The organism is Mesorhizobium sp. C264A (assembly GCF_040324515.1).
GTDB lineage: Bacteria > Pseudomonadota > Alphaproteobacteria > Rhizobiales > Rhizobiaceae > Mesorhizobium.
Map to the genome: position 1 here is coordinate 2141049 of NZ_JAMYVY010000002.1, position 26330 is coordinate 2167378.

The 26330-nt window shown below is 64.2% G+C and carries 26 protein-coding genes; 10 read left to right on the forward strand and 16 right to left on the reverse strand.

Going from position 1 to position 26330, the window contains the following annotated elements; translation table 11 throughout:
- Positions 1 to 14: 14 nt before the first annotated feature.
- From NKL04_RS29500 to NKL04_RS29525, 6 genes are all read right to left on the reverse strand, one after another.
- Complete coding sequence (locus tag NKL04_RS29500; protein WP_023701450.1) at positions 15 to 365, reverse strand: cupin domain-containing protein; 351 nt, start codon at positions 363 to 365, stop codon at positions 15 to 17.
- On the reverse strand, positions 362 to 1636 hold the full coding sequence (locus NKL04_RS29505; protein WP_023701451.1) for a glycosyltransferase: 1275 nt from the start codon (positions 1634 to 1636) through the stop codon (positions 362 to 364). The genes NKL04_RS29500 and NKL04_RS29505 overlap by 4 nt, the downstream gene beginning before the upstream one ends.
- A 9-nt stretch (positions 1637 to 1645) precedes the next feature.
- Positions 1646 to 2719, reverse strand: coding sequence for an ABC transporter ATP-binding protein (locus NKL04_RS29510; protein ID WP_023701452.1), 1074 nt, complete (start codon positions 2717 to 2719; stop codon positions 1646 to 1648).
- Positions 2716 to 3507, reverse strand: coding sequence for an ABC transporter permease (locus NKL04_RS29515; protein ID WP_023672946.1), 792 nt, complete (start codon positions 3505 to 3507; stop codon positions 2716 to 2718). The genes NKL04_RS29510 and NKL04_RS29515 overlap by 4 nt, the downstream gene beginning before the upstream one ends.
- A gap of 186 nt (positions 3508 to 3693) precedes the next feature.
- Positions 3694 to 4536, reverse strand: a complete 843-nt coding sequence (locus NKL04_RS29520) for an ABC transporter permease (protein ID WP_023701453.1) — start codon at positions 4534 to 4536, stop codon at positions 3694 to 3696.
- Positions 4537 to 4630: 94 nt separating this feature from the next.
- Positions 4631 to 5695 (reverse strand): polyamine ABC transporter substrate-binding protein, encoded by a 1065-nt coding sequence (locus NKL04_RS29525; protein ID WP_023701454.1) that lies wholly within the window; start codon positions 5693 to 5695, stop codon positions 4631 to 4633.
- 235 nt (positions 5696 to 5930) lie between these two features.
- Here NKL04_RS29525 and NKL04_RS29530 point away from each other — a divergent pair, with 235 nt between their 5' ends.
- Genes NKL04_RS29530 through ggt form a run of 5 tightly spaced genes read left to right on the forward strand, consistent with a single transcriptional unit; the run spans position 5931 to position 12484 of the window.
- Positions 5931 to 6869, forward strand: coding sequence for a GntR family transcriptional regulator (locus tag NKL04_RS29530; RefSeq protein ID WP_023685712.1), 939 nt, complete (start codon positions 5931 to 5933; stop codon positions 6867 to 6869).
- A 10-nt stretch (positions 6870 to 6879) separates the two neighbouring features.
- Entirely contained in the window at positions 6880 to 8163 is a 1284-nt protein-coding gene (locus NKL04_RS29535) for a glycosyltransferase (RefSeq protein WP_023701455.1), read from the forward strand.
- Between the two features lie 6 nt (positions 8164 to 8169).
- Entirely contained in the window at positions 8170 to 9552 is a 1383-nt protein-coding gene (locus NKL04_RS29540; protein ID WP_023701456.1) for a glutamine synthetase family protein, read from the forward strand.
- A gap of 2 nt (positions 9553 to 9554) precedes the next feature.
- Positions 9555 to 10856: an NAD(P)/FAD-dependent oxidoreductase gene (locus tag NKL04_RS29545; RefSeq protein ID WP_023701458.1), complete on the forward strand. Its 1302-nt coding sequence runs from the start codon at positions 9555 to 9557 to the stop codon at positions 10854 to 10856.
- Between the two features lie 41 nt (positions 10857 to 10897).
- Positions 10898 to 12484: a gamma-glutamyltransferase gene (gene ggt / locus NKL04_RS29550; RefSeq protein ID WP_023698834.1), complete on the forward strand. Its 1587-nt coding sequence runs from the start codon at positions 10898 to 10900 to the stop codon at positions 12482 to 12484.
- Between the two features lie 22 nt (positions 12485 to 12506).
- Here the strand turns inward: ggt and NKL04_RS29555 are convergent, their stop codons facing one another.
- The 5 genes from NKL04_RS29555 to NKL04_RS29575 form a co-directional block, all read right to left on the reverse strand.
- The gene (locus tag NKL04_RS29555) at positions 12507 to 12671 is read right to left on the reverse strand and encodes a hypothetical protein (RefSeq protein ID WP_023701459.1); all 165 of its coding nucleotides are present in this window, start codon (positions 12669 to 12671) and stop codon (positions 12507 to 12509) included.
- A complete protein-coding gene (locus NKL04_RS29560) occupies positions 12668 to 13723 on the reverse strand; it encodes an ABC transporter ATP-binding protein (protein ID WP_023685718.1) in 1056 nt (351 codons plus the stop codon). The genes NKL04_RS29555 and NKL04_RS29560 overlap by 4 nt, the downstream gene beginning before the upstream one ends.
- A gap of 11 nt (positions 13724 to 13734) precedes the next feature.
- Complete coding sequence (locus tag NKL04_RS29565; protein WP_023686650.1) at positions 13735 to 14568, reverse strand: carbohydrate ABC transporter permease; 834 nt, start codon at positions 14566 to 14568, stop codon at positions 13735 to 13737.
- A 10-nt stretch (positions 14569 to 14578) separates the two neighbouring features.
- On the reverse strand, positions 14579 to 15508 hold the full coding sequence (locus NKL04_RS29570; protein WP_155923309.1) for a carbohydrate ABC transporter permease: 930 nt from the start codon (positions 15506 to 15508) through the stop codon (positions 14579 to 14581).
- 67 nt (positions 15509 to 15575) lie between these two features.
- On the reverse strand, positions 15576 to 16889 hold the full coding sequence (locus NKL04_RS29575; RefSeq protein ID WP_023672935.1) for an ABC transporter substrate-binding protein: 1314 nt from the start codon (positions 16887 to 16889) through the stop codon (positions 15576 to 15578).
- A 237-nt stretch (positions 16890 to 17126) separates the two neighbouring features.
- Here NKL04_RS29575 and NKL04_RS29580 point away from each other — a divergent pair, with 237 nt between their 5' ends.
- From NKL04_RS29580 to NKL04_RS29600, 5 genes are read left to right on the forward strand one after another with little or no spacing between them, the layout of a single operon-like run.
- Positions 17127 to 17804, forward strand: a complete 678-nt coding sequence (locus NKL04_RS29580) for a beta/alpha barrel domain-containing protein (RefSeq protein ID WP_023672934.1) — start codon at positions 17127 to 17129, stop codon at positions 17802 to 17804.
- Positions 17804 to 19261 carry a xylulokinase gene (locus NKL04_RS29585; protein WP_023701461.1) on the forward strand — a complete coding sequence of 486 codons (1458 nt, stop codon included), beginning with the start codon at positions 17804 to 17806 and terminating at the stop codon, positions 19259 to 19261. Before NKL04_RS29580 ends, NKL04_RS29585 begins: the two co-directional genes overlap by 1 nt.
- Before the next feature lie 14 nt (positions 19262 to 19275).
- The gene (locus tag NKL04_RS29590) at positions 19276 to 20568 is read left to right on the forward strand and encodes an iron-containing alcohol dehydrogenase (protein ID WP_084568554.1); all 1293 of its coding nucleotides are present in this window, start codon (positions 19276 to 19278) and stop codon (positions 20566 to 20568) included.
- A gap of 7 nt (positions 20569 to 20575) precedes the next feature.
- Positions 20576 to 21379 (forward strand): HAD-IIB family hydrolase, encoded by an 804-nt coding sequence (locus NKL04_RS29595; RefSeq protein WP_023701463.1) that lies wholly within the window; start codon positions 20576 to 20578, stop codon positions 21377 to 21379.
- A gap of 2 nt (positions 21380 to 21381) precedes the next feature.
- A complete protein-coding gene (locus NKL04_RS29600) occupies positions 21382 to 22164 on the forward strand; it encodes a DeoR/GlpR family DNA-binding transcription regulator (protein ID WP_023672930.1) in 783 nt (260 codons plus the stop codon).
- 11 nt (positions 22165 to 22175) lie between these two features.
- Here the strand turns inward: NKL04_RS29600 and NKL04_RS29605 are convergent, their stop codons facing one another.
- Genes NKL04_RS29605 through NKL04_RS29625 form a run of 5 tightly spaced genes read right to left on the reverse strand, consistent with a single transcriptional unit; the run spans position 22176 to position 26275 of the window.
- Complete coding sequence (locus NKL04_RS29605) at positions 22176 to 22685, reverse strand: L-2-amino-thiazoline-4-carboxylic acid hydrolase (RefSeq protein ID WP_023701464.1); 510 nt, start codon at positions 22683 to 22685, stop codon at positions 22176 to 22178.
- On the reverse strand, positions 22682 to 23467 hold the full coding sequence (locus tag NKL04_RS29610) for an ATP-binding cassette domain-containing protein (protein ID WP_023701465.1): 786 nt from the start codon (positions 23465 to 23467) through the stop codon (positions 22682 to 22684). Before NKL04_RS29610 ends, NKL04_RS29605 begins: the two co-directional genes overlap by 4 nt.
- Positions 23464 to 24465, reverse strand: coding sequence for an ABC transporter ATP-binding protein (locus NKL04_RS29615; protein WP_023701466.1), 1002 nt, complete (start codon positions 24463 to 24465; stop codon positions 23464 to 23466). The genes NKL04_RS29610 and NKL04_RS29615 overlap by 4 nt, the downstream gene beginning before the upstream one ends.
- Positions 24462 to 25292 carry an ABC transporter permease gene (locus tag NKL04_RS29620; RefSeq protein WP_023686641.1) on the reverse strand — a complete coding sequence of 277 codons (831 nt, stop codon included), beginning with the start codon at positions 25290 to 25292 and terminating at the stop codon, positions 24462 to 24464. The genes NKL04_RS29615 and NKL04_RS29620 overlap by 4 nt, the downstream gene beginning before the upstream one ends.
- Complete coding sequence (locus NKL04_RS29625; RefSeq protein ID WP_023700170.1) at positions 25289 to 26275, reverse strand: ABC transporter permease; 987 nt, start codon at positions 26273 to 26275, stop codon at positions 25289 to 25291. Before NKL04_RS29625 ends, NKL04_RS29620 begins: the two co-directional genes overlap by 4 nt.
- Positions 26276 to 26330: the final 55 nt, after the last annotated feature.

Sequence of the window (26330 nt, forward strand, 5' to 3'; positions counted from 1 at the left end):
AGCTCCGTTGCTGTTCAAGCCAGCATGTAGATGTTGCGCATGGTCTCATGCACGGTGCATTCGCCTGTCCAGCCGGCAGGGAACATGACCACGGTCCCGGCTGCGACTTCTACCACCTCCCCGGCATCCGACCGGTACGTCGCGCGGCCGGCGACGAAATGGCACAATTCGTCGCGCGGAATCGAGAGCCGCCAGCGGCCGGGCGTGCAGACCCAGATGCCGGATTCCGGCTGGTTGTTGGGTGCTTTGTGGACAAGCCTGCCGGTCGAGTGCGACGCGCCGTCCAGCGCGTCGGACTGGGCGCCCCAGTCGACGAGGTCGGTGCGTGTGGAGGCTTGGTAGAGGTGTGGGGCGGAGGAGGTCACAGCAGCGCCTCCAGCAGCCCGGCTGCCTTCTCAGGCCCGTTCTGGGCCTGCATCTGCGCCGAGGTCTTCGCCAGCCTGATCTTCATCTTGGTGTCAGTCAGGCAGGCTTCGATTCTGCTGATCAGCTGGGCGTCGCTCCAGTCGTAGCGCGGCATACCGAAGCCGTGGCCGGTTTCCTGGACGCGGGTGGCGTTGTCGTGGCCGTCCCAGACATAGGGCATGATGATGGCCGGCTTGCCGAAATAGAGGCACTCTGTGAACGAGTTGTTGCCGCCATGGTGGATTACGGCATCGACCTGCGGGATGACTGAAGGCTGCGGAAACCAGCTCTCGACGATGACGTTGTCCGGCACATCCGTGTACAGGTCCTTGTAGCCGCCGACATTGACCAGCGCGCGGTAACGGGTCTTGCCCAGTGTTGTGATGATGCGCTTCAACAAATCGACATCGCCGGCGCCGAGGCTGCCGAAGGAGACATAGAGCAGCGGCCCGTCATTGTTCTCGGCGAAGGTCGGCACGGCGTATGGCTTTTCCTGCCGCACGCAGCCTTCGAGATACTGGAATTTCGTCGTATCAAGCGGATGGCGGCGTTTGAACTTTGCCGCTTCGGGATAGAGCAGCAGATTGAGATAGGGCGAGGTCTCGAAGAACTGACCGACCGGGTATGGCGCTTCATTGTTTGCGGTGAGGAAGGCGTTGAAGTCGTCGTGGATGGGCTTGATCACCGCATTGAAATGATCGCGATAGCGCTGGTGGCCCACATGGTCGTTCTCGCCGCAACCGGAGAGATGCGGCGGGATGTCCTCATCCTCGATCTCGTTTTCCGAGCAGGAGATGACGCGCACCCAAGGCTTGCCGAACTGTTTGATGGCCGGAAACAGGATGACATTGTCGACGCAAATGACATCAGGCTTGATGGCGGCCAGGACTCGCGGCAAATCCTTCTGCGCCCATTTGGCGCTGTCGACGATCGCGGTCCAGCAATCCTTCACGTAATTGTCGACCTGATCGTAGGGCGATTTGCGGAAGTTCGGGATGTGGCCGTTGATGAAGTCTTCCCAGAATTTCGCCATCTGCTCGGGCGGCATCGGCTCCGACAGGTTCACCGGATGCGCTTCGAAGCCGTAACCCTTGTAGACATCGACAAAGCCGGGGTCGGACAGGAACACTGCCTTATGGCCGCGCGCCTCGACGGCTTGCGCGATGCCGACCGAATTGAGCGCCGGGCCGTAGGCCGCTTCGGGAAAAAACGCGATCGTCTTCTGCGCCATCAAGCTCTCCTATTCCTGAAAAATTCTGACATCGGCGGCGTCCCAGCCGAGTTCGACCTGGTCGCCCGACGAGACCGGCCGGCGGTCGGCGGCATCGGCGGTGACGCGCACCAGGAACGGTTTTGGCGACAGAGGCGTGCGGATATGCAGCTGCAGGTCCAGCCCGTGATAGGCCAGCGCCTCGACCGTGCCGGCGGTGTGGTTGGCGGTCTCGGGTGACGGGAACAGCCGGATGCGCTCGGGTCGCACCGAAGCGACAGCGGAAGCGCCGGGTGTGAGCTTGGCGGGAACCTTGCCGGTGATGCGCGCGCCGTTCGCGGCGATCACGCCATCCGCAGACACCTTGCCCGGTACGAAATTCATCACGCCGATGAAGTCGGCGACGAAACGGTCGGTGGGATGCTCGTAGATCGCGTGCGGCGTGTCGCATTGCAGCAGCTGGCCGTCCTTGAGCACCGCCATGCGGTCGGCCATGACGAGTGACTCTTCCTGGTCGTGGGTGACGATGACGAAGGTGATGCCGACTTCGTGCTGCAGGCGCTTCAGCTCCATCTGCATGGCGCCGCGCAGTTTCTTGTCCAGCGCGCCCAGCGGTTCGTCGAGCAGCAGCAACCGAGGCCGTTTGACCAGCGCGCGGGCGAGCGCGACGCGCTGCTTCTGGCCACCCGACAATTGCTCAGGCTTACGGTCGGCGAAGGGGACAAGCTCGGTGGTGGCCAGAATGGCCTCGACGCGGGAACGGATTTCAGCTTTCGGCAAGCGCTCCATCTCCAACCCGTAGGAGACATTGGCGCGCACGCTCATATGCGGGAACAGCGCGTAGGACTGGAACATCAGATTGACCGGCCGCTTGTTGGGCGGGGTCCGGGCGATGTCCTTGCCATCGAGCAGTATGCGGCCGTCGGTTGGCGTCTCGAAGCCGGCCAGCATGCGCAGCAGCGTGGTCTTGCCGCAGCCGGAGGGTCCAAGCAGCGCGAAGAACTCGTTTTCGCGGATGTCGAGCGAGATGCCGTCGACGGCGGTGACCCGGCCGAACTTCTTCGAAACGTTATCAATGGCCAGCAGCGTGCGCGGTTCGCTCATTGGCCGATGATCCCACGGTTGAGCCGCTGCGACAGGGTCAGCGCGGTGATGGATACCGCCATGACGATGGTCGCCAGCGCGTTGATCTCCGGCGTGATGCCGAAGCGGATCATGGCGTAGATCTGCATCGGCAGCGTCGTCGAGGCGCGGCCGGCACCGGCGGTGAAGAAGGCGATGATGAACTCGTCGACCGAGAGCGTGAAGGCAAGCAGAGCGCCGGCAATCACTGCCGGCGCGATGACCGGCAATGTCACACGCCGGAAGGTGGTCAGAGCCGAGGCGCCGAGGTCGGCGGAGGCCTCGACGATCGACCAGTCGAAACTCTTTAGCCTTGCGCGCACCACCGAGCAGACGAAGGCGAGGTTGAAGACGACATGGGCGAGGATGATGGTGTGCAGGCCCATGGTCAGGTTTAGCATGGAGAAGAACGACAGCAGAGCGATCGCCAGGACGATGTCGGGGATGATCATCGGTGCGAAGATCAGCGCCTCGAGACCCCTGCCGTATTGCCGGCGCATCTCGATGCCGATGGCCAGCAGCGTGCCGAGCAGCGTGGCGATGGCCGTGGAGACCAACGCCACGATCAGCGTGTTGAGCGCAGCGGAAAGGATGGCGGAATTGCCGGCCAGCGAGGCATACCATTTCAGCGAAAAGCCCGACCATGCCGTCGGCAATCCGCCTTCGTTGAAGGACAGCGCCACCAGCACGGCGATCGGGATGTAGAGGAAGGCGAAGACGAGGGTGAGGATCGTACGCATGCCGAGCGTACGGGTGAAGGAATGGGTCATCGCCGGCCTCCGACAATTGGAGGGCAAGCGAACGACCAGAGTCCTTCTCCCTGTTCGCGGGTAGAAGCTACCGGCAGGCAGACGGGGGGCAGCGTTGAGCGTCGCAAAGGTTGACGCCGCCCCTCATCCGCCCCTTCGGGGCACCTTCTCCCGGTGAACGGGGAGAAGGCAAGAATTGCGCGGCGCTCAGCCATAGGCGTCACCCCTTGCCTCAGCCGCACGCCCCGCGGCGCGGTCGGCGGCGAGCGCCTGCGCCATCAGCACCAGAAGCATGATGGCGATCAGCGCCATGGCGAGCGCTGCGCCGAACGGCCAGTCATTAGCAGTCAGGAACTGGTCGTAGACGAGGTTGCCGATCATCTGGAAGCGGCCGCCACCGAGCAGCGCCGGGGTGACAAAATTGCCGATCGACAGCACAAAGACGAAGACAGCACCCGCAGCGATGCCGGGCACGGTCAGCGGCAGGATGACACGTCGGAAGGTGGTGGCAGCGGAGGCGCCGAGATCGCGCGATGCCTCGGCCAGTTCCGGGTTGAGGCGCGACAGCGGCGCGTAGCAGGCGAGGATGACGAAGGGCAGATAGTTGTAGACGAGGCCTGCGATGACCGCGCCTTCGGTATAGAGCATCGAGGGCGACTCGCCGGTGTAGCCGAACCAGCGCAAGAGCTGGGTGATCAGCCCTTCGCGGTTCAGCAGCACGATCCAGGCATAGGTGCGGATCAGGTAATTGGACCAGAACGGCAGCACGGCGAAGAACAGGAACACCGGCTGCCACCGGCGTGGTGCGGCGGCAATTGCATAGGCCGCGGCATAGCCGATCACGACTGCGATGAGCGTCGCGGTACCGGCGATACGTGCTGAGTTGAGGAAGATGCCGGCATAGAGCGGGTCGAAGACCAACCCGAAATTTTCCAGCGTCAAAGTGTAGTCGATGCCGCCATAGACGCCGCGCCGGAAGAAGGCGAGCGCCAGCACCAGGGCGCATGGGATAACCATCAGCGCGGTCAGCCAGACCAGCGCCGGGGCCATCAGCAGAGAGGAACGAAGTCGGGTCTGGGACAATTTCTCGGGTACCGCTCAGGGCCGGCGGCAGAAGTGCTGCCGGCCGTGAAGTCTGCGCCGCTTACTGCGCGGCCTTGATCTCGCTGACGATCTTGGAATAGTCGCGCTGGGCTTCGCCGACGTCACGCAACTGCTCGAACTTGACGAGATCGGCCACCGGCATCGCCATGTTGGGGAATTTGGCCAGGAAGTCGGCCGGCAGGCTTTCCATCGCCGGCTTGTTCGGCACCTTGTAGTCGATGTTCTGCGCCGCCCAGGCGTGGTTCTTGGCGTCGAGCATGAAGTTGATGAACTTGAAGGCGTCGTCCTTGTGCTCGGACGCCTTCATCACCACCATCGTGTCGACCCACAGGTCCGAACCTTCTTTAGGGACGACGTATTTGATCTCCGGCTTGTCGGCGATGCCGTAATTGCACCAGCCGTCCCAGGCCTGCACCATCAGCGCCTCGCCGGAAACCAGCTTGGAATAGAAGGTGGTGTCGTCATAGGCGAGCAGGGTCTTCTTGGCGGAGATCAAGAGGTCCTTGACCTCGGCCATCTTGGCCGGGTCGGTCTCATTGACCGAATAGCCCTTGTCGAGCTGCCCGGCGGCCAGCAGCCAGCGATCGGTCGCCAGCATGGTGGTCTTGCCCTTCATCTCGTCGGAAGGGGCGAGCAGGTCGCTCCAGCTCGTGGGCGCCGTCTTGACAAGGTCAGAGCGGTAGCAGAGGCCCGTCGTGCCCCAGGTGTAAGGCACGGAGAAAGCGTTGCCGACATCGTGCGGCAGCTTGGTCGCTTCGGGATAGAGGTTGGCGAGGTTGGGGATCTTGGCATGGTCGATCGGCTCGGTCAGGCCAAGCTTGTTTAATACTTCGGCGAAGGGCGAGGAGACGAAGACCACGTCATAGCCCTTGCCGCCGGCGGCAATCAGCTTGCCCATGATCTCTTCATTGGTGGCGTGCACCACCACTTCGCCGGCAACGCCGGTGGCGGTCTTGAAAGCGGCCATGGCGTCGGGTGCCATGTACCCATCCCAGTTCGAAATAACGAGGTCGGCTGCGGCGGCCGGCACCGAGAGCGTCAGGGCGAGACCGAGAGCGATTGAGGATGTATTGAGCGCACGGCGCCGCAGGCTGGTAGCGGTCATGGCAGTCTCCCATTCGGTTTGATCGTCGAAATCATTTGCCGGACCAAGGCCGGCGACGCGCGCGCCTGCCTCGATCCTGTTCCCTCGGTCTTTTCTCGCCGATTGTGCCGACAGTACTATTGCAGAAAAAAGTACGTCAATCCATAATCTGTCAACCGACGGAGGAATTTGGCCGATTGTCCCTGTTCCGGCGATCAGCCAGACCAATGCGCCACATTCGCATTCGAGAAAAGTCATGCAAGCCGTAGCCAGACGACCTCGCACCAACCATCTCGATCTGGCGCAACGCATCCTGGATGTGGCGCGGCAGCGTGGCTTCGAGCCTGGCGCCCGCCTGCCCGAACAGCAGATCGCCTCGCTGTGTAATGTCTCGCGCACGCCCGTACGCGCGGCACTCGGCCTGCTCGCGGAACGGGGCGTGGTGCGCTGGGAGGCCGACAGCGGTTATCATCTGACGGTCGACCTCGCCGCCCAGCCCGCCATTGCCGCCGAACTACCCAGTGCGGAGGAAGACGAGCTCGCCGAAGCCATCCTGCGCGACCGCTCGGCGCGACGGTTGGACCAGACGGTGACCATCGCGGGGCTGATGCGACGCTACGACGCTGATCGCAAGACGGTACTAAAAGCACTTAACAAACTGACCGACGAGAATCTTCTGGATCGTGCGCCTGGGCAATCCTGGTTGTTTCGCCGCGCGCCGGACGATCCGGAGGCGCAAGGCGAAAGCTACGAGTTCCGCCTGGTGCTGGAGCCGGCGGCCATCCTGACGCCAGGCTTTCGGCTGGACGGGGCGCGGGCAGCAATGTTGCGGCAAGGCATGGAAGCGCTTGCAGCGCTGCCGGACGAGACATTCGACACGCGCGAGTTCCAGCGGCTGGACATGGATTTTCATGGCATGATCGCCGAGGGCTGCGCCAACCGTTTTGTGTCGGATGCATTGGCCGATCATCTCCGCCTGCGCCGGCTGCCGGGCATCTATTCCGGCGTCAACGTGTTTCGGCTGCGGCAATCGTTGCGCGAACACTCGGGCATACTCGACTATCTTGAAAGCCGGCAGTATGAGGTGGCTGCCGATCTGCTTCGCATCCACCTGCGGCTCTCCCGCAGCCAGCGACCGCAAGCAGCCAGCCGCGGAGCTCCCGCACTGTTCGGCATGATCAGCCGGCCGGATTGAAGAGGAATAATTGACGCGTAAAGCCAGCCCGACCATCGCGCTGTTTCCCGAAGCCAGTTTCGGCGCCGCGTTGAATTGCGTCGGTATCGCACAGGCATTGCGCGCACGGGGCGCTCGCCCCGTCTTCATCTGCCATGCCGGCTTCTCCGGCGTCTTTACCGACTATGGCTTCCAGGAATACCCGCTGCCGACGGATGAGCCGCTGAGCGACAGCGAGCGGCAGAGCTATTGGCAGGCCTTCGTGCGCCGGCACCTGCCGCATTTCCGGCTGAGCCCGATCGACCAGCTCGAGACCTATGTCGCGCCGACCTGGCAAGCGATCGTCGACACCGCCGTCAACGCCGAGGCGCCGCTGCGCCAATTGCTGGCGCGGCTGAAGCCGGATGTGGTGGTGCTCGACAACGTCATCATGTTCCCGGCGATCGCCGCCGCCGGCTGCCCGTGGGTGCGCGTCGTCTCCTGTGCCGAGACGGAACTGCCGGATGCCGAGGTGCCGCCCTATCTCTCGGGGATGGGTGCCGACGACCCGCAACGTGCGGCGTTCGAAGCGCGCTATCTCGCGGCCTCCGCACCCGCGCATGAGCGCTTCAACCGTTTTCGCGCGGATGCCGGCCTGGCGCCGTTGCCCAAGGGCCTGTTCCTCGAGACATCACCCGACCTCAATCTGCTGCTGACGCCAGCGATCGTACGGCGTGAGCGGGCCGAGCCGCTCGACCCCAAACGCTTCGTCTATCTCGAAGGCTGCGTGCGCTCGGAAGGGCCGTTCGAGGTGCCGGTGTTTCCGCGCAATGGCGGGCCGCTGGTCTATGTCAGCTTCGGCAGTCTCGGCGCGATGGATGTCGGGCTGATCGAACGCATGCTCGCCGTCTTCGACCGGCTGCCGGCGCGCTTCATCGTCAATGCCGGCGGCCTGCGCGACGCCTACCGCGCGGTGCCGGACAATGTCTATCTCGACGCCTGGTTTCCGCAGCCTTCGGTGGTGGCGAAGTCGGACCTGTTTATTCATCACGGAGGAAACAACAGTTTTTGCGAGGCGCTGCGCTTCGGCGTGCCGTCGCTGATCATGCCCTATTGCTGGGACGGACATGACAATGCGCAACGCGCGGGAGAGACGGGCGTGGGCGACCATATCGGCCGCGACGCCTGGACCGAAGGGGGATTGGAGAGAGCCATTCTCGGCCTGCTGGCCGACGATGCGATGCGCGCCCGCCTCAGGGACAATGCTGCCAAGATGGCGCTGACCCCTGGAACGGATGTGGCCGCGCAAGCCATACTCTCTCTCATAGGTACGTGAACCAAAATGCAGGACAAAAATACCAACACCGCTCTCTTCACCGGCAACGATCCCAAGGCCTGGCTCGCCCAGCACGGCATCACGGAGGTCGAGTGCCTGGTGCCCGACATGAATGGCGTGCTGCGCGGCAAGGCGCTGCCGACAGCAAAATTCCTCAAGGCGCTGGAAGACCGCGCACTTTACCTGCCGAGCAGCGCTTTCCTGGTCAGCATCGATGGCCGCTACTCCGGTTCGATCGACGAAGGCTTTGCCTATCAAGACCCGGATATGCGCATGGTGCCTGATATGTCGACGCTGTGCCTGGCGCCGGGCGGTGGCGCTGGCAAAGCCTATGTCTTCGCCGACGCCTTCCACATGGAAGGCAAGCCCTGGATGGCCTCGCCACGACATGTGCTGCGCGCCGTGCTCGATCTCTACCGGAAGCGCGGTTGGCGCGCGGTGGTGGCGCCGGAAGTCGAATTCTATCTGACCGCGCCCAATCCGAATCCCGACCAGCCGCTGACGGCACCGGTTGGCGCCAATGGCCGCGTCGAGGGCTCGCAGCATCCCTATGACATGGTGGCGCTGGAAGAATTCGAGCCGGTGATAAGGCGCGTCTATGATTATGCCGCAGCCGCCGGCCTGCCGCTCGACACGCTGATCCATGAATCGGGCACCGCGCAGCTGGAGATCAATCTGCTGCACGGCGACGCGGTGCCACTCGCCGACCAGGTGCTGCTGTTCAAGCGGCTGACGCGCCAGGCAGCGCAGCAGAGCGGCATGCACGCCACCTTCATGGCCAAGCCGATCGCCGCGCAGGCCGGCAGCTCGATGCATCTGCACATGTCTGTCGTCGATGAAACGACAGGCGCCGCGCTGTTTGCCGACAGAGATGATGCAGACACCGAAATGTTCGGCCATTTCATCGGCGGCCTGCAGAAATATGTGCCCGAGATCATGCCGCTATTCGCACCCAACGTGAACTCGTTCCGCCGCATCCGGCCGAACCACAGCGCGCCGGCCAACATCGAATGGTCGCATGACAACCGCTCCTGCGGCCTGCGCGTGCCGGCAGGTGGCCGCGCCGCCCGGCGGGTAGAGAACCGCTTGCCGGGTGCGGATTGCAATCCCTATCTGGCGATCGCCGGTTCGCTGCTTGCCGGCTATCTCGGCGTCGAGCAGAAGCTGGCGCGCTCGGCTGAGGCCTCGGGCAATGCCTACAGGATCAAAAGCACGCTGCCGAAAACGATGGAGGAGGCGCTTGATCGTTTCACTGCTTGCGAGCCGGTGCGGGCATTGCTCGGCGAGGATTTTTTCCAGACCTATCTGCGCGTCAAGAGCGTCGAACTCGACCTGTTCCAAAGCGTGGTGACGAGTTGGGAACGCGACCATTTGCTGCTGAAGGTGTGATCATGGCCTCCGGCTCAACGGGTTTCAATTCGGGCCTCGATATCGGCAAATCCTACTATGTCGCCACCGCCAATCCGGCGCCGGAACATCCGGCGCTGGTGGGAGATGTCGGCGCCGATCTGGTGGTGGTCGGCGGCGGCTGCACCGGCCTGTCGGCCGCCCTTCATGCCGCCGAGCGCGGCCTGAAGGTGGTGCTGCTCGAAGGCGGCAAGATCGGCTGGGGCGCGTCGGGCCGCAATGGCGGCCAGATGATCCCTGGCCTGCGCAAAGGCGCCAAGGGGTTGGTCAAGCTCTATGGTCCCGAGCGGGCGAAGGTGCTGTTCGACCTTGCCTTCGAAGCGCGCGGCCTGGTGCTCGACATCATCGAGCGCCACGCCATCGATTGCGATCTGCGGCTGACCGGCCATCTCGTCGGCGCGGTCAACGGCTCTGATCTCAGAGACCTCGAAGAAGAGGCGAAATGCCTCGAAAGCGTGATGAAGTTCCGCGACGTCGAGATCCTGTCGGCAGCGCAGGCGCGCGGCAAGGTGGACACGCCCTATCGTGGGGCGATGTATGAGCCGCTTGGCGGCCACATGCATCCGCTGAACTACACGCTCGGGCTTGCCCGAGCAGCCGTGGCCGCCGGCGTCACCATTCATGAGAATTCGGTGGCGGTGAAGCTGGAGCTGGAACCATCGATCCGGGTCTCGACATCGAAGGGTTCGGTACGGGCCAAGCATGTCGTATTGGCGGGCGATGCGCTGCTCAATGGGCTGGAGCCACGCGTCAACAGCCGTATCATGCCGGTCGGCAACTACATCGTCGCCACCGAGCCGTTGGAGGGTAAACGCAATGTCATCCCGGCCAATGTGGCGGTGTCCGACACACGCTTCGTCGTCAACTACTACCGCATGTCGGCGGACGGACGCCTGCTGTTCGGTGGCGGCGAGCGTTACACGCCGTCGCCGCCGGCCGACATCGCCGGCTTCGTGCGGCCGCATATGGAAGCCACTTTCCCGCAATTGAAGGGCTGCCGTATCGACCATGCCTGGGGCGGGCTGGTGTCGGTGACGACATCGCGGCTGCCGCATGTCGGGCACTATGGCGAGGTCTATTTCGCGCATGGCTATTCCGGCAAGGGCGTCATCCTGTCGACGCTGTCGGGCAAACTGCTCGCCGAAGCGATCACCGGTGATGCCTCACGGCTCGATCTGTTCTCGACGCTGACGCCGATGCCGTTCCCGGGTGGAACCGCGCTACGCGGTCCGCTCTATGTGCTGGGGATGTTGTGGTACGCGATGCGCGACCGCATCAAGCATTGAAGGCTGCGGCCGGCGGGCGCGAAATCATTGGAGGCGATTGCATGCGTGATTTTCAGTTCCCCGGCCGCTCGCCGGTTCGCGCGACAGAAGCGATGGGGGCGACATCGCATCCGCTGGCGACGCTGGCCGCCATCGACATGCTGCGCTCCGGCGGCAATGCCATGGATGCCGCTGTCTGCGCTGCGGCGGTGCAAGGCGTCGTCGAGCCGCAATCGACCGGCATCGGCGGCGACTGTTTTGTGCTCTACAGTCCCAAAGGCGAGGGCGATGTTCTCGCTTTCAACGGCTCGGGGCGTTCGCCCGCTGCGGCAACCGCCGAATGGTATCTGGAGCGGGGGCATAGCGAACTGCCTGCGGCCGGACCGCATGCCGTCACCATACCAGGCGCCATCGATGCATGGTGCCGGCTACTCGAGGACCACGGAAAAAAGGGCATCGACGCCGCGCTGGCGCCAGCCATTCGCTATGCCGAACAAGGCTATGTCGTTTATGATCGCGTCGCCTTCGACTGGGCCGACGAGGTCGCCCTGCTCTCAGCCGATGAACATGCCGCGCGCATCTTCCTGCCGGAGGGCAGGGCGCCGCAGGCGGGCGATCTGCACCGCCAACCGCAACTGGCGGAAACCTTGCGCGTCGTCTCGAGCCAAGGTCGCGCCGGCTTCTATGAAGGCGCGGTCGCCGAGGACCTGGTAGCGCGTCTTCGCGCGCTGGGCGGGCTGCATGCATTGGAGGATTTCGCCGAGACCCAAGGCGACTACGTCAAGTCAGTGAAGACATCCTATCGCGGCCACGACATCCACCAGATGCCGCCGAACAATCAGGGCATGACGGCGCTGATCATGCTCAATGTGCTTTCCGGCTTTGCGCTTAACTCGCTGGAGCCGAACAGCGCCGAGCGGCTGCATCTCGAGATCGAAGCCGGCCGGCTTGCCTATCAGGACCGCGACACTTTCATCGGCGACCAGGATTTCGTTGATGTCCCCGTCGAGAAACTGTTGTCGGCAGCGTATGCGGAGCGGCTGCGCGCCGCCATCGATCCGGCCCTCGCCATGACGCATCTGCCGCGGCTTGAGCTGTCGCGCAGCGACACCGTCTATATCTCCGTGGTCGACCGCGACCGCAATTCGGTCAGCTTCATCAACTCGACCTTCGGTTCCTTCGGCAGCGGCGTCGTCGGTCCCAAGACAGGCGTCGTGCTGCAGAATCGCGGCAGCAGTTTTCGCCTCACGGAAGGCCATCCAAATCGTATCGCGCCGCGAAAGCGACCGATGCACACCATCATGCCTGGCATGGCGACGCGAGGGGGTAAGGTGGTGATGCCGTTCGGGGTGATGGGCGGCGGCTACCAGCCGTTCGGCCATGTCCATCTGTTGACCAACATGATCGATTTCGGGATGGACCCGCAGCAGGCACTGGATGCGCCACGGGTGTTCTACAAGGACAATGCCGTGCTGGCCGAGCGCGGGATTCCGGCTGAGGCGATCGCCGGCCTGCGTCAGCGCGGTCATCAGGTTTCGATCGCCGAGGAGCCGCATGGCGGCGGCCAGCTGGTGCTGATCGATTGGGAAAAGGGCACGCTCACCGGTGCCTCCGATCCTCGCAAGGACGGTTGTGCGCTGGGCTACTGATCTGCGTTGCTGGAATGCGCATTCAGAACCAGATCAGCCAGACAAGCTGCAGGGTTACCAGTGCAATGGCGTCCCAGAAGATGAGTTCGCCTGTCGAGAACCAGCGCCGCGACCGGTTGAAGCTGTAGAACAGCCACCAGACCAAGGCTGCGGCGGCCAGCGGCACCAAAGCGAGCAGCGTGCTCACGGCAGCCGCGCTCCCGACACAGCATCGAATGTGTGCAGCGCTGCCGGCGGAAAGCGTAGATAAAGCGGCTGGCCGGGATCGAAAGCGCGATCGTCATTCACAGTCCTGACGATCAGCGCGTTGGCCTCGCTATTGGCGAAGATCAGCACGTCCGGCTCGACCGGTTCGACGACGTCGACGGCAAACAGGATGGCGTCGCCGGCAGTCGCGTCGACAAGCTGGATCTGCTCCGGGCGAATGCCGAGCACGATGGGACCATCAGGCTTTCCCGGAAGCGGGCAAGTGAAACCGCTGGCGTGGAAGACGCCGGCGCGGACATCGCCATCGAACGTGTTCATCGCTGGACGGCCGATGAATTCGGCGATGAAGCGATTGGCAGGCCGCCGATAGATCTCGCGCGGGTCGTCGTACTGGATCAGTGCGCCTTCGCGCAACACCGCGACCCTGGTCGCCAGCGTCATCGCCTCTTCCTGGTCGTGGGTGACGAAGACGAAGGTCTTTTTCAGCTCGCGATGCAGACGCTTCAGCTCGGTGCGCATGTGGAGCCGCAACAAGGCGTCGAGATTGGACAGCGGCTCGTCCATCAGACAGAGGCTCGGCTGCCAGACGAGTGCGCGGGCCACAGCCACGCGCTGCGCCTGGCCGCCCGACAATTGCGAAGGGCGGCGGTCGAGGTAACGGGTGATTTCGAGCAGCTCGGCCATGGCGCGGACGCAGCGGTCAAGCTCGGCGGCCGGCATCTTTCGGATGCGCAAGGGATAGGCGATGTTCTCGTAGACGCTCTTATGGCTGTAGAGCGCATAGTTCTGGAACACCATGCCCATGCCGCGCAGGCGCGGCGGCAGGTCGGTGACATCGAGGCCCTCGACCATGATGCGCCCGGCGGTCGGCCGCTCCAGCCCGGCGAGCAGCCGGCAGGCTGTCGTCTTGCCGGAACCGGACGGGCCGAGCAGAACCAGGAATTCGCCGGGCTCGAAAGCAAGATCGAGCGCCTGCAGCGCCACCGTCCCGTCCGGGAAGGCCTTGGTGACGCCGTCGAAAACAATTGCCATACAAGATCCCTTCAACCCTTGACCGCGCCGAAGGTGAGGCCGCGGACGAGCTGTTTCTGGACAAGGAACGTGAAAAGCACGATCGGCAGCGTTGCCACGATCGCGACTGCCGCGACCTGTCCCCAGAGCGTGCCATGCGGCGTCACCAGCCCCGGTATGCCGACGGTCAGCGGCCGCCCGTCGAAAGCGACGAGGATGAAGGCATAGAGGAACTCGTTCCACGACAGGATGAAGCAGAGCACCGCTGTGGCGCCGATGCCGGGTGCGGCCAGCGGCGCGACGACGAAGAAGAATGCGCCGAGCCGCGAGCGGCCGTCCATCATCGCGGCCTCGTCGATCTCCCTGGGGATTTCGGCGAAGAAGCCGCGCATCATCCAGACGACGAGCGACAGGTTGAAGGAGGTGTGGGCGATCACAACGGCGTAGATGGTGTCGATCAGGCCCAGCGAGGTGAAGAACAGGAACAGCGGCACGGCGATTGAGATCGGCGGCGCCATGCGCGTGGTCAGGAAGAAGAAGAACAGGTCTTCCTTGCCGGGAAAATCCGAGCGGGCAAAGCCATAGGCCGCTGGCGCGCCGATGACGATGCAGAGTATGGTCGACGACACCGAGATCAGCACCGAATTGATCGCCAGCGGCCAGTATCCCTTGTCGATGAAGACGGCGGGATAGTTGGCAAGCGTCGGCGAAAAAATCCATTTCGGCACAGAAGACAGAAGATCGACGCGGTTCTTGAACGACGCCAGCACCATCCAGACATAAGGCGTCAGCGCCACCACGACGGCGACGAGCAACACCGCCCAGGCAAAGCTTTTCCAGGCGCGGTTGGTGGACTGATCGATCATCGCAGCGCCCTCAAAACGCCCCCACCTGCTTGCGGCTCGACCAGTAGACGGCCTTGTAGAAGACCGAGCACAGGATCAGCACGACGAGATAGATCATGAAGGCGACCGCGGCGCCGTAGCCGAGGTCCCAGTTACGGAAATTGACGCGGTAGGCGTAGATCGAGACCAGCTCGGTCAGCGTTCCCGGTCCGCCGCCGGTCATCAGGAAAACCTTGTCGAACTCCTTGAAGGCGTCGATGCCGCGCAGCAGCAGCACGAGCGCGATGACCGGCCGCAGCAGCGGCAGCATGACGTTTCGGAAAATCTGGAACGGTTTGGCGCCATCCATCATCGCCGCCTCGAACGGCGCGCGCGGCAGGCTCATCATCCCGGCGAGCATGATCAGGGTGACGAAAGGCGTCCACTGCCAGACATCGATGGCGACGATGGTCGGAAACACCAGGTCGGGTGCCGAAAGCACCGCCGAATTCTGCGCCAGCAGGCCGACCTTGCGCATGTAGAAGGTGAGCATGCCGAAATCGCCCTGCAACAGCAGCCGCCAGATCAGCCCGACGGCGACCGGCGCGATCATCATCGGGATGAGCAGCAGTGTGGTGAGAAGCCGCTGGCTGGCGACGAAGCGGAAGATCAGGAAGGCCAGCGCAAAGCCGAGCAGGAATTCCAGGCCGACGGCGATGATGACGAATTTCAGCGTCAGCAGGAACGATGCCCAGAAGAATGGGTCGTTGCGCATCAGCTTGCGGAAATTGTCGAAACCGACGAAGGCGCCGGCATGGCTGGCGTCGGCGAAGCTGAGGTCGGTCAGCGCGGTGTAGACCATGTAGTAGAACGGGCCGACCAGGAAGACGACGACGAGCAGCGTCGCCGGCAGCATCAAGAGCGGCCCCACCCCACGGTCGAGAAGCGGCATTCCGCGCGGCGATGGAGTGCGGTTCGTCACGGGCGTTTCCTGCGGACAAGAACGGCTACCCGCTTGTGCGGGTAGCCTCTGCGCGACATCTCAAGGCCTATCGTGCCGGATAGGTCATGGGTGCGCAAGAACCGAGCAGTGTCGAGATGTCGGTGGCGGCGGTGTCGAGGGCGGCCTGCGCCTCCTTTTCGCCGGCGAGGTAGGATGACAGTTCGCGCACTAGTATGTCGGTCATCTCGGCCGATTGCGGCAGCGTCGCCTTCGGCACCGCATGCTCGTTGGCCTCCATCGAAGCCTTGGCATAGGGCAGCTTCTGCACCTCGGCGGAGGCATAGACATCCGGCCGACCTGAAGCGCCGCCATTGAGATGCTGTTCGAGCTGGCGGTCATAGCCCATCATCCACTGGACGAAGAGGAAGGCGGCCTGCTGGTTCTTCGAATAGACCGGGATGAGATAGGTCCAGCCCTCGACCTGGCCGATCTTCCCGCCGTCGCCTTGCGGCACGAGATCGAAGCCAACCTTGCCGACCACGGTGGAGGCCGTGGTGTCGACCGACACGGCATAGGTTGCGTCGTTCCACATGATCAGCTCGGCGACCTTGGCTTGCTGCATCAGCGCCATGACATCATCCCAGAAATAGTTGAGGCTGTCCGGCGGCGAGAATTGCAGCAGGCTCTTGTAATATTCGAGCGAGGCGACGGCCTTGGGGCTGTTGACGATGACCGGGCCGCAGGCCGAGCCGCTCTTCACGTCGAGCACGTCGCCGCCGAAGGAATAAAGGAAATTGAGCCACTCATACCACAGTGCCTCATGGCGCTTGCCCTGCAGGGCGGTGCCGTAAAAACCCTGGTCGGGGCGATAGAACCATTCGGCGATATCGCGGTATTGCTTCCAGTCCTTGGCGGGAGCGAGGCCGTAGCCATACTTGGCCTTGAAGCCTGCCTGCTCCTTGGGATCGGCGAGCAGGTCCGAGCGATACCACATGAACATGTTGAGCACTGTGAAGGGGAAGCCGTACTCCTTGCCGTCATACCAGGAGATTTCGTGCCAGGCGGTCTGGTAGAGCTGCTTCTCCGGCTCGAAGCTCGGATCGCGCAAAGCCGGGTCGGCCATCATCTTGGCGATTTCGACCAGATGGTTGTTGGTGGCGAACTTGCCGAGTTCGCGATGCGGCTGGATGATGACGTCGTAGCGGCCGCGGTGCGAGTTGAGATCGAGCTGCACCTTGTTGACGGCTTCCGAGTGCTCGTACATCTCGACTTCGACATGGATGCCGGTCTGTTTTTCAAACTCCGGCGCCATCTTCTTCAGCGCTTCGAGCGGCGGCAGCGCCTCGCCGACCATGCGGATGGTCTGGCCGCTATAGGGTTTCGACGCCTCTTTCAGATCCCACGCGTCCGCTTGTGTCACTTGCCACGTCAGGGGCCACACAAATACGACCGCGACGAGCAGTCTGGACGCGGTACGTCTCAGCGGCTTGAGCATTCTTCCCTCTCCCTAGAAGTCGTGCCTGGCGGGCCGGCGCCCGTTTTGTCATAAAATGTGTGGTACTGCAAATCAAAATGTGGCACCTTGCAACAATTGGTTGGGAGGTGTTAACAGACCGGCAGCAAACCGGCTTTCCCGACCAGGCGAGGGACCTTTCGGATGGACTTCATCTTCATGCTGACGCGCAACGATCGCACGGTCGAGGACTGTCTCGACCTGGTCGATTTGATTGAGCCGGTCGGCCTGAAGCATGTCGGCTTCAAGGATATTGGCGTCGCGCCGGATGTGCTGCGCAAGCTCGCTGTCGCCATTGGCCGGACAGGCGCCACCACTTACATGGAAGTTGTCTCGACGACGGCTGAGGCCTGCCTTAATTCCGCGCGCATCGCCAGGGATCTCGGCATCCAGCGCCTGCTCGGTGGTACTCAGGTCGACGAGATCATGGCGTTGCTGGAGGGGAGCGGCACCGAATACTACCCTTTTCCCGGGCGGCCGGTCGGCCATCCGACCAAGCTCGGCGGTTCGGCCGAGGATGTCGAGGCCGACTGCCGCGCCTTCGCCGAGAAGGGTTGTGCGGGATGCGACATCCTCGCCTATCGCGCCACCGAGGCCGACCCGGCCGAACTGGTGCGCGCAGCCCGGCGCGGGCTTGGTCCGTCGCGGCATCTGATCGTCGCCGGCGCTGTGGCATCAGCCGATCGGATCAAGGCAATCAAGCTGGCCGGAGCCAACGCTTTTACCATTGGCACAGCGGTTTTCGATGGCTCCTATTCGCCGACGAAAGGTTCTATCCTCTCGCAACTGCGGGATGTCCTCGCGGATTGCGAGCGCGTCTAATGCCAGTCATCGGCATCGATCTCGGCACACAAAGCCTGAAGGCGATCGTTGTCGATGACGAATTGCGGCTGCGTGGCGAGGCCGCTGTGTTGTACCAGCCGGCCTTCCCGGCGCCCGGCTGGGCCGAACAGAACCCGGCGCTGTGGCTGGCGGCGCTCAAGCCGGCCATTGCCGGCGCGCTCGACAAGGCTGGGCTTGCGCCGTCCGACATCAAGGGTATTGCCATTGCCGGCCAGCTCGACGGCTGCGTCGCGGTCGATCGCAATGGTGAGGCGCTGGCTCCGTGCATCATCTGGATGGACCGGCGGGCGGCAGGAGAGATCGCCGGCATCGACCCGGACTTCATCCGTGAGCGCACCGGTCTCGTTCTGGACGCCACCCATATGGCGGCGAAAATCCGCTGGGCCGCGCGCAACCTGCCCGAAGCGCGCCGAGTGGCGCTCTGGCATCAACCGGTATCGTTCGTGGTCGCGGCGCTGTGCGGTCGTGCCGTCATCGATCACGCGCTGGCCTCGACAACCATGCTCTATGGACTGAAGGAGCACAATTATGCCGGCGATCTGCTGGCGGCCTTCGACATCGATGCAGATAAATTGCCCGGCATCGACGATGCATCTGAGATCGCCGGCGCCTTGACGCACGCCGGCGCCGAGCTCACCGGTCTGCCTGTGGGCACGCCGCTGGCGGTCGGCACCGGCGATGATTTTTCGGCCGCCATAGGCGCCGGGGTCGTCGTGCCCGGTGTCGTCGCCTGCAATCTCGGCACGGCCGAAGTGGTCGGCGCGGTGTCCGGCACGCTTCGCCTCGACCCCGGCGGCCTGGTCGAGACCCATGGCTTTCTCGGCGACGGCTATTTCATCTCCAATCCCGGATGGCTCTCGGGGGGCGCGGTGACGTGGTTTCTAACAACCTTCGGCGTCGATTCGCCGGCGGCGATGTCGGAACTGGCGGCGACGGTGGTTGCCGGCAGCGACGATTTGCTGTTCCTGCCGGCCTTGTCCGGTGCCATGGCGCCGCGCTGGATCGCCGAAGCGCGTGCCGCTTTCTACGGCCTGACATCCTTCCACGGCAAAGCGGCCTGCGCTCGCGCAGTGCTGGAAGGCTGCGCCTTCGCCATGCGCGACGTTGTCGACCGGCTGGACGAGCTCGGCATAACAACCGGGCGCATCCGGCTCTCAGGCGGTGGCGCGCGCAGCCGGGTGTGGGGGCAAATCCGGGCCGATGTCAGCGGCAGGCCGGTCGAGATCGTGGGTGCGGCCGATGCCTCGCCGATCGGTGCGGCAATCCTTGCCGCCGCAGCCATCGGCCTTACCTCCTCAGTGCGGCAGGCGGCTGAAAGGCTGGCCGGCCACATCGAGACGATCGACCCTGATCCTTCCGCCAAGGCCGCCTACGACAGAAGTTACCGCCGGTATCGCACCTTGTTCGATGCCCTGACCCCGCTTCATGCTGACTGACCGGACTGCATCCTATGTCCAGACAAATGCTCGATCGCCTTATTGCCGGCACGCTGCCTGACCCGGATAGCCAGGGAATGCTGTCGGTGCCGCTGAAGACCATCGTCATAGGGCGCGGTCTCGGCGACGAAGCCGATGCGCTGGTCAAGCCGCTGCCGCTCGGCCGCAGGCTCGCCGTTGTCATGGATCCCGACACAAGGCTGGCTCTCGGCGAGAGAGTGTCCATTGCGCTGCGCGGCTCGATCGATGTCGACAAGATCATCCTGCCGCGCCATCCGCATCCCGACATGGACGCCGTGCGATCGGTGATCGCCCGCACGAAAGACGCCAGCGGTCTGGTCGCGGTCGGATCCGGCTCGATCAATGACATCACCAAATATGCCGCCCATCTGACCCAAAAGCCCTATGCGGTGTTCGGCACCGCGCCGTCGATGAACGGCTACACCTCGGTGTCTGCGGCAATCACAGAGGACGGCCTGAAGAAATCGCTGACGGCGAGCCTGCCGGTCGGTGTCTTCCTCGATCTCGATGTCATGGCGCGAGCGCCGCACCGGCTGATCGCTGCCGGCTTCGGCGATTCGATGGCGCGGCCGACCGCGCAGACCGATTGGCTGATGGCGCATCTGTTGCTCGGCACGCCCTACCGGGAGGCGCCGTTCATGCTTCTGGCCGAGGACGAGGAGGCGCTTATCGCCAAAGCCGGCGAACTCGGGACCGGCGACCTTGAGGCGATGGAAGTGCTGGTGCGCACGCTGGTCATGTCCGGCCTTGGCATGACTTTGTGCGGCGGCTCCTATCCGGCCAGTCAGGGCGAACATCTCATCGCCCACTATATCGACATGCGGGGCCAGGGATTGCCCGAGGCGCATCACGGCGAGCACATAGCGGTGACGACGTTGACGATGGCGCGGCTGCAGGAACGCGTGCTGGCGCTGCGGGAGCTGCAGCTCGCGCCGTCCGCCGATACGCCAGACCGCTTCATCGAAATCTTCGGCGAAACGCTCGGACGTTCCTGCTGGGCGGCATTCAAGCCCAAGCTGCTGGACCGCGAACAGGCGGACGCTGTCAACACCATGCTGGCCAGGCAGTGGCGCTCGCATCGCGAAAGGCTGCTGGGGGTGGCACGCCCGGCGCGCGAGATCGCGGCAGCACTGCGCGCCGTCGGCGCCCCAACCACGCCGCAGGAGGTCGCCATTCCCGCTGGCTTCTACGACGAGGCGGTCGCCAATGCGCGGCTGATCCGCGACAGGTTCACCATGCTCGACGTCGCTGCTGCCTCGCTCGAAACGGTTGCGGCGGGAGCCTGAGCGGGTGCTGCGTCCGCTCACCGACTTCACCGCGCTGGACCGGCGCAACATCGCTGTCGTGCTGACCGACATAGACGACACCTTGACCGACAAAGGGCGGTTGCCGACAAAAGCCTATGCGGCGCTCGAGCGGCTGAAGCAGGCCGGATTCATTGTCGCGCCGGTTACCGGCCGCCCTGCCGGCTGGTGCGACCTGATCGCCCGGCAATGGCCGGTGGACGGCGTGATTGGCGAGAACGGCGCCTTCTATTTCCGCTACGACGACGCCAAAAAGCGGATTGTTCGCCACTACGCCAAGAGCGCTGCCGAACGGCAGGCCGATGCCGCGCGCCTCAAGGAGATCGAGCAAACCGTTCTGCGCGAAGTTCCGGGTGCGGCGGTCGCGGCCGACCAGGCCTATCGCCAGGCCGATCTGGCGATCGATTTTTGCGAGGACGTGGCGCCGCTGCCCAAAACCGAGGTTCTGAAGATCATCGGCATCTTCCAGCGCTATGGCGCGACGGCGAAAATCTCGTCCATCCACGTCAATGGCTGGTTCGGCAAATACGACAAACTGTCGACAAGCCGGCTATTCTTGCGGGACTGTTTCGGTATAGATATCGACCACGACAAGGACAGCATTGTCTTCGTCGGCGATAGTCCAAACGATGCACCAATGTTCGGCTTCTTCCCCAACAGCGTCGGCGTCGCTAATGTGCTGGACTTCGCCGGCGAGCTTCCGGCGTCTCCCGCCTTCGTCACAAGCGGGCGCGGCGCGGAGGGATTTGCCGAGCTTGGCGACGCGCTGATTGCAGCAAAGGGAATGGAATAGTCATGGACCAAGGCCGACTGACGAAGAAGGAGCGGCACGCGCTTATCCTTTCGGAAGTGCGCCGGTCGGCGTCGATACGCATCTCCAAGCTCGCACGGCGCATCGGCGTCGCCGGCGAGACCATCCGCCGCGATCTCATCGAACTCGGCGATGCCGGGCTGATCAACCGCACCTATGGCGGTGCGACGATCTCGCTGGTGACATCAGAACCGGTGATTTCGGAGCGTGGCCTGACCCTGATCGAGGAGCGCGCCCGCATCGGCCGCGGCGCGGCAAGCCTTGTCGAGAAGGGCCAGATCGTGATGATCGACGGCGGTTCGACCACCTATGAGGTGGCGCGCAACCTTTCGCAGCTGAAGCGCGACCTGACCATCATCACCAATTCCACCGGAGTGGCCTCTGTGGCCGGCGCCAATCCGACCTTTCGGGTGCTGCTCTGCCCCGGGACCTATGATAGCCGGGAAGGCAGCGTGTTGGGCGAAGACACCGTCGAGTTTCTGCGCCGCTACAATGCCGACGTCGCCATTATCGGGGCATCGGGGATAAGCGCCGATGGTCCGAGCGACATGATCTCGGGCGCCGCAGCCGTTAAACGCGCGATGATATCGCGTTCATTGTCGACGGTGCTGGTGGTGACCCACGACAAGTTTGGCCGCAGCAGTCTCGAACGCATCTGCGGGCTCGATGACATTGCCGATATCGTCACCGACAGCGAACCGAAGGCCGACCTGCGCACTGCTGCCGAACAGGCGGGCACGGAGCTGCATGTGTTTGCCGCCGGCTGATCAGCAACTGCTTATTCGGCGGCATCCCGGTTGGTCAGCGCGATGTGGCAGCAGCCGGAGCCGTGGCCCGGCGTCCAGGTGACATTGTCGAAGCGCACGCCCGTTGCCTCGAACAGACCACGGTCGAAAGCGCCGGCGATGCGGCAGAGCGTGGCGAGTTTTTCATCACCGACACCGGCCTCGACCCAGGCGTCCTTCAGCGGACAACGCTTCACCTTGAAGGCGATGTGGTCCGGCCCGCGCTCGACATCGGTCGGATACATCAGGCCGCCATCCGGGCTGACGGCCAAAAATGCCTCGCCGATGGCCGGCGCGTCGTTAGGTCCGAAACGGACGAAGGCGGCCGCCGCCACCTCCTTGCCGCGCTGCTCGATGGTGCGGATCATGATCGCCTCGGCCTTTTCCGCGCCGAGTTCGCCGGTCAGCTCGTCGAGAAACAGACGGTAGAGATCGGCGCGGTTACGGAAGGCGGAATCGAGTTCGCGCGAGAGTTTTTCGGCTCTGGCTTCTGGTTCGGTCATGGTACTTGCCTGCTGCTTCTGTCCAATCTTGGCGCCGCCGCAACCAGCGCCTTGCCGATTGCCGACTGCGGCGCGTCGATAACGTTGCGGGCGTCGCCGCTCTCGGCGATCCGCCCGGCGTCGAGAAGAACGACGCGGTGGGCGATGGCCCGTACGACGCCGAGATCATGCGAAATGAAGAGATAGGCGATCCGTTCCCTGGCTTGCAGGTCGAGCAGCAACGCAAGGATCTGTCCGCGGACCGAAACGTCGAGCGCCGACACCGCCTCGTCGAGCACGATCAGCGACGGTTTGGTTGCGATGGCGCGGGCGATGGCGACGCGCTGGCGCTGGCCGCCGGAGATTTCGTGAATGGCGCGCGGGGCGAGATCGGCTGCCAGCCCGACGCGATCCAGCAAGGCAGCAATGCGGGCCGGCCTCTCGGCGCGGGAAGCGATGGCATGGATGCGCAAGGGATCGTCAAGCACGCGAGCCACCGTGGCGCGCGGGTTGAACGCGGCGAGCGGATCCTGGAACACCATTTCCAGGCGCGCGCGCTTGGTGCGCAGGGCCGCACCCTTCAAGAGCAGAAAGTCATCGCCTTCGAACTGGACGGTGCCGGCGTCGGGCTCGATCAACCTAAGCACCAGCCGCGCGATCGTCGACTTGCCGCTGCCGGAGGGCCCGGCCAGCGCCAGCGTCTCGCCGGGTTCGATGGCGAAGGAGACACCGTCGACGGCCGCGATGGCCTTGCCGCCACGACGGTATCGCTTGGTAAGACCGGAGACGGTGAGCAAGTTCATGCCGGCGCCCGTCGTAGCAGCGGATCGGCGTCGAGGCCGAGATGGGCGTCGAGCAGCGTTCGCGTATAGGCATGGCGCGGGGCGTTTATGATTTGCTCCGTCGGGCCGAGTTCGATCAGTTCGGCGTTCCGGAATACAGCGATACGCTCTGCGAGTTCGGCGGCCAGCGCGATGTCGTGGCTGATGAACAGCAGCGTCATGCCGTCCTCCGCCACCAGTTGCCGAATGAGGCTGACGATTTCGGCTTGCACAATGGTGTCCAGCTCGCTGGTCGCCTCATCGGCGATCAGCAGTTTCGGACCGGCTGCAATGGCCGCGGCAACAGCAACGCGCTGCTTCTGGCCGCCGGAGAGCTGGTGCGGGAAAGCACGCATGGCGGTTTGTGGGTCGGGCAGCCGGACACGTTGGAGCAGGGTTTTGGCTTTGGCGTAAGCTTGTGGCCAGTCGAGTCCGAGATGGGCGCGGGCGACTTCGGCGATCTGTTTGCCGACGTTCATGACGGGGTCGAGGCTGGCGGAGGGGTCCTGGAAGACGAAACCAATGTCGCGGCCGGGAAGGGGGAGCGTGCTGGGCTCGGTTAATTTGAGAGGTCGGCGTTCCGTCACACCCCCCTCTGTCCTGCCGGACATCTCCCCCGCAAGGGGGGAGATTGCTCTCTCATCTCCGCCTTCGCCAACCACGAACGTTGCAGAAGGGAAGCCGTCGGCAAAGCTGCTGATCTCCCCCCTTGCGGGGGAGATGTCCGGCAGGACAGAGGGGGGTGGGAAGGATCGCGGCGCCTGAAATTGCCACTTGACATGCCCTTCAATCTTGGCGCTCGCCGGCAGCAGTCCAGCCACCGCCAGCACCAGCGTGCTCTTGCCCGAACCGCTTTCGCCGATAATCGCCAGCCGCTCGCCGGCAATAACATCCAGGCTGACCCCCTTCAGCGCCGTCACCTCGCTGCCATCTCGCCGATAGCGCACTGACAGATCGCGTATCTCAGCCAGTGCGGTCACGACAGGCTCCTCCGCACCGCCGTCGTCTCCACCACGCCTTCGCCGGCGAGATAGATACCGAGCACGGTCAGTACCAGGGCAATGCCCGGAACGATCGACAGAAAGGGCGCGGTTCGCAGCACAGTGCGGCCCTCGGCAATCATGCCGCCCCAGGTGACGCGATTGGGGTCGCCGAGGCCGAGGAAGGAAAGCGCTGCCTCGGTGAGGATCGCGGCCGCCACGATCACCGAGGACAAGGCCAGCACCGGCGGCAGAGCGTTGGGAAGCACTTCGCGAAAAGCGATCTCAAGCGGATGCATGCCGATGACGCGAGCGCCGGCGACGTAATCGCGCTCGCGGATCGACAGCACTTCGGCGCGGGCTACACGCGCCGGTCCGGTCCAGGCGCCAAGCGCTATTGCCGTGACGACGACGCCGAGCGACGGCCCGACGACGCTGACGAAGGCCAGCGCCAAGAGAAAACTCGGCACGGTCTGGAAGGCATCGATGATGCGCATCAGCCCCTCGTCGACAAGGCCGCCGGCAAAGCCGGCCAGCGTGCCGACGATCGCGCCGACGAAGAGTGCCGCCGCCGCCGCCGCCAGGCCGACCGCCAGCGAGGTGCGGGCGCCGTGGAACAGTTCGGCCAGCACGTCACGGCCGAGCCGGTCGGTGCCGAGCGGCAGCGACCAGTCCTGGAACGGCGGCAGCAGTGCTGGTCCGGCAATGGCCTGCGGGTCGCCGGGGAAGAGCAGCGACGCAAACAGCGCCATGGCGAACAGAAGCGCCAGGATGATCGCGCCGGCGACCGCTTCCGGCCGGCGCAGGAAGCGCGGCAGCGCGCTCACGCGCTGGCCTCGCTGGCGCCGACGCGCGGGTCGAGGAAGGCGTAGGCGATGTCGACTGCAAGGTTGATGGCAATGACGAGGACGGCGCTGGTGAGGATGATGCCGAGCAGCAGCGGCGTGTCGCGCGAGGCGACCGCTTCCTGCGCCAGCCGGCCGAGGCCGGGCACGGCAAAAACGCTTTCGATGACGACGCTGCCGCCCAGCATCTGCGCCGATTGCAGGCCGAGCATGGTGATCAGCGGCAAGAGCGCGTTGCGGGCGACATGGGCGAGCACGATGCGGCGGCGCGACAACCCCCTGGCGCGGGCGGCGAGCACAAAATCCTGCCGCCACGCCTCGGCCATGCCGGCGCGCATCATGCGCAGATAGAGCGCGAGATAGATGAAGCCGAGCGCGGAAACCGGCAGGACGAGGTGGACGGCGATGTCGGTGGCGCGGTCAAAACCGGTCTTGTCCGAGGCCAGGCTCTCGATGCCGCCGATCGGCAGCCAGCGCAGGTCGACGGCAAAGACGACGATCAGCACCAGGCCGAGCCAGAAGCCCGGCACGGCATAAAGCGCCAGCGAGCCGATCGACAGGAAGCGGTCGCGAAAGCTGCCGGGTCTGGCGCCGGCGTAGATGCCGAGCGCCGAGCCGAGCCCGAAGGAGAGCGCGGTGGCGGTGACCATCAGGAGCAGTGTCGTCGGCAGGCGTTCCAGGATGACATCGCGAATTGGCCGCGAGAAGGTAACGGACTGGCCAAGGTCGAAATGCAGCAGCGCCCAGAGGTAGTTGGCGAGCCGGGTCAACTCGGACTGGTCGAGGCCCCAGCGATGGCGCAGCAATTCGATCATGCCGGCATCGCCACCGGTCGAGACGATGTAGGCGTCGACCGCGTCACCGGGGGCGGCTTCCAGGAGGAGGAATGTGCCGATGATGACGATCAGCAGCACGAAGATGCTGCCGACGAGGCGACGGCGAATGAGGGTGAGGGCACGGGTCATGGGAAAGGCATAGCGCTGCGCCAGTCGGGAGAGGTGCGGTGTCTAGGCACCCCCC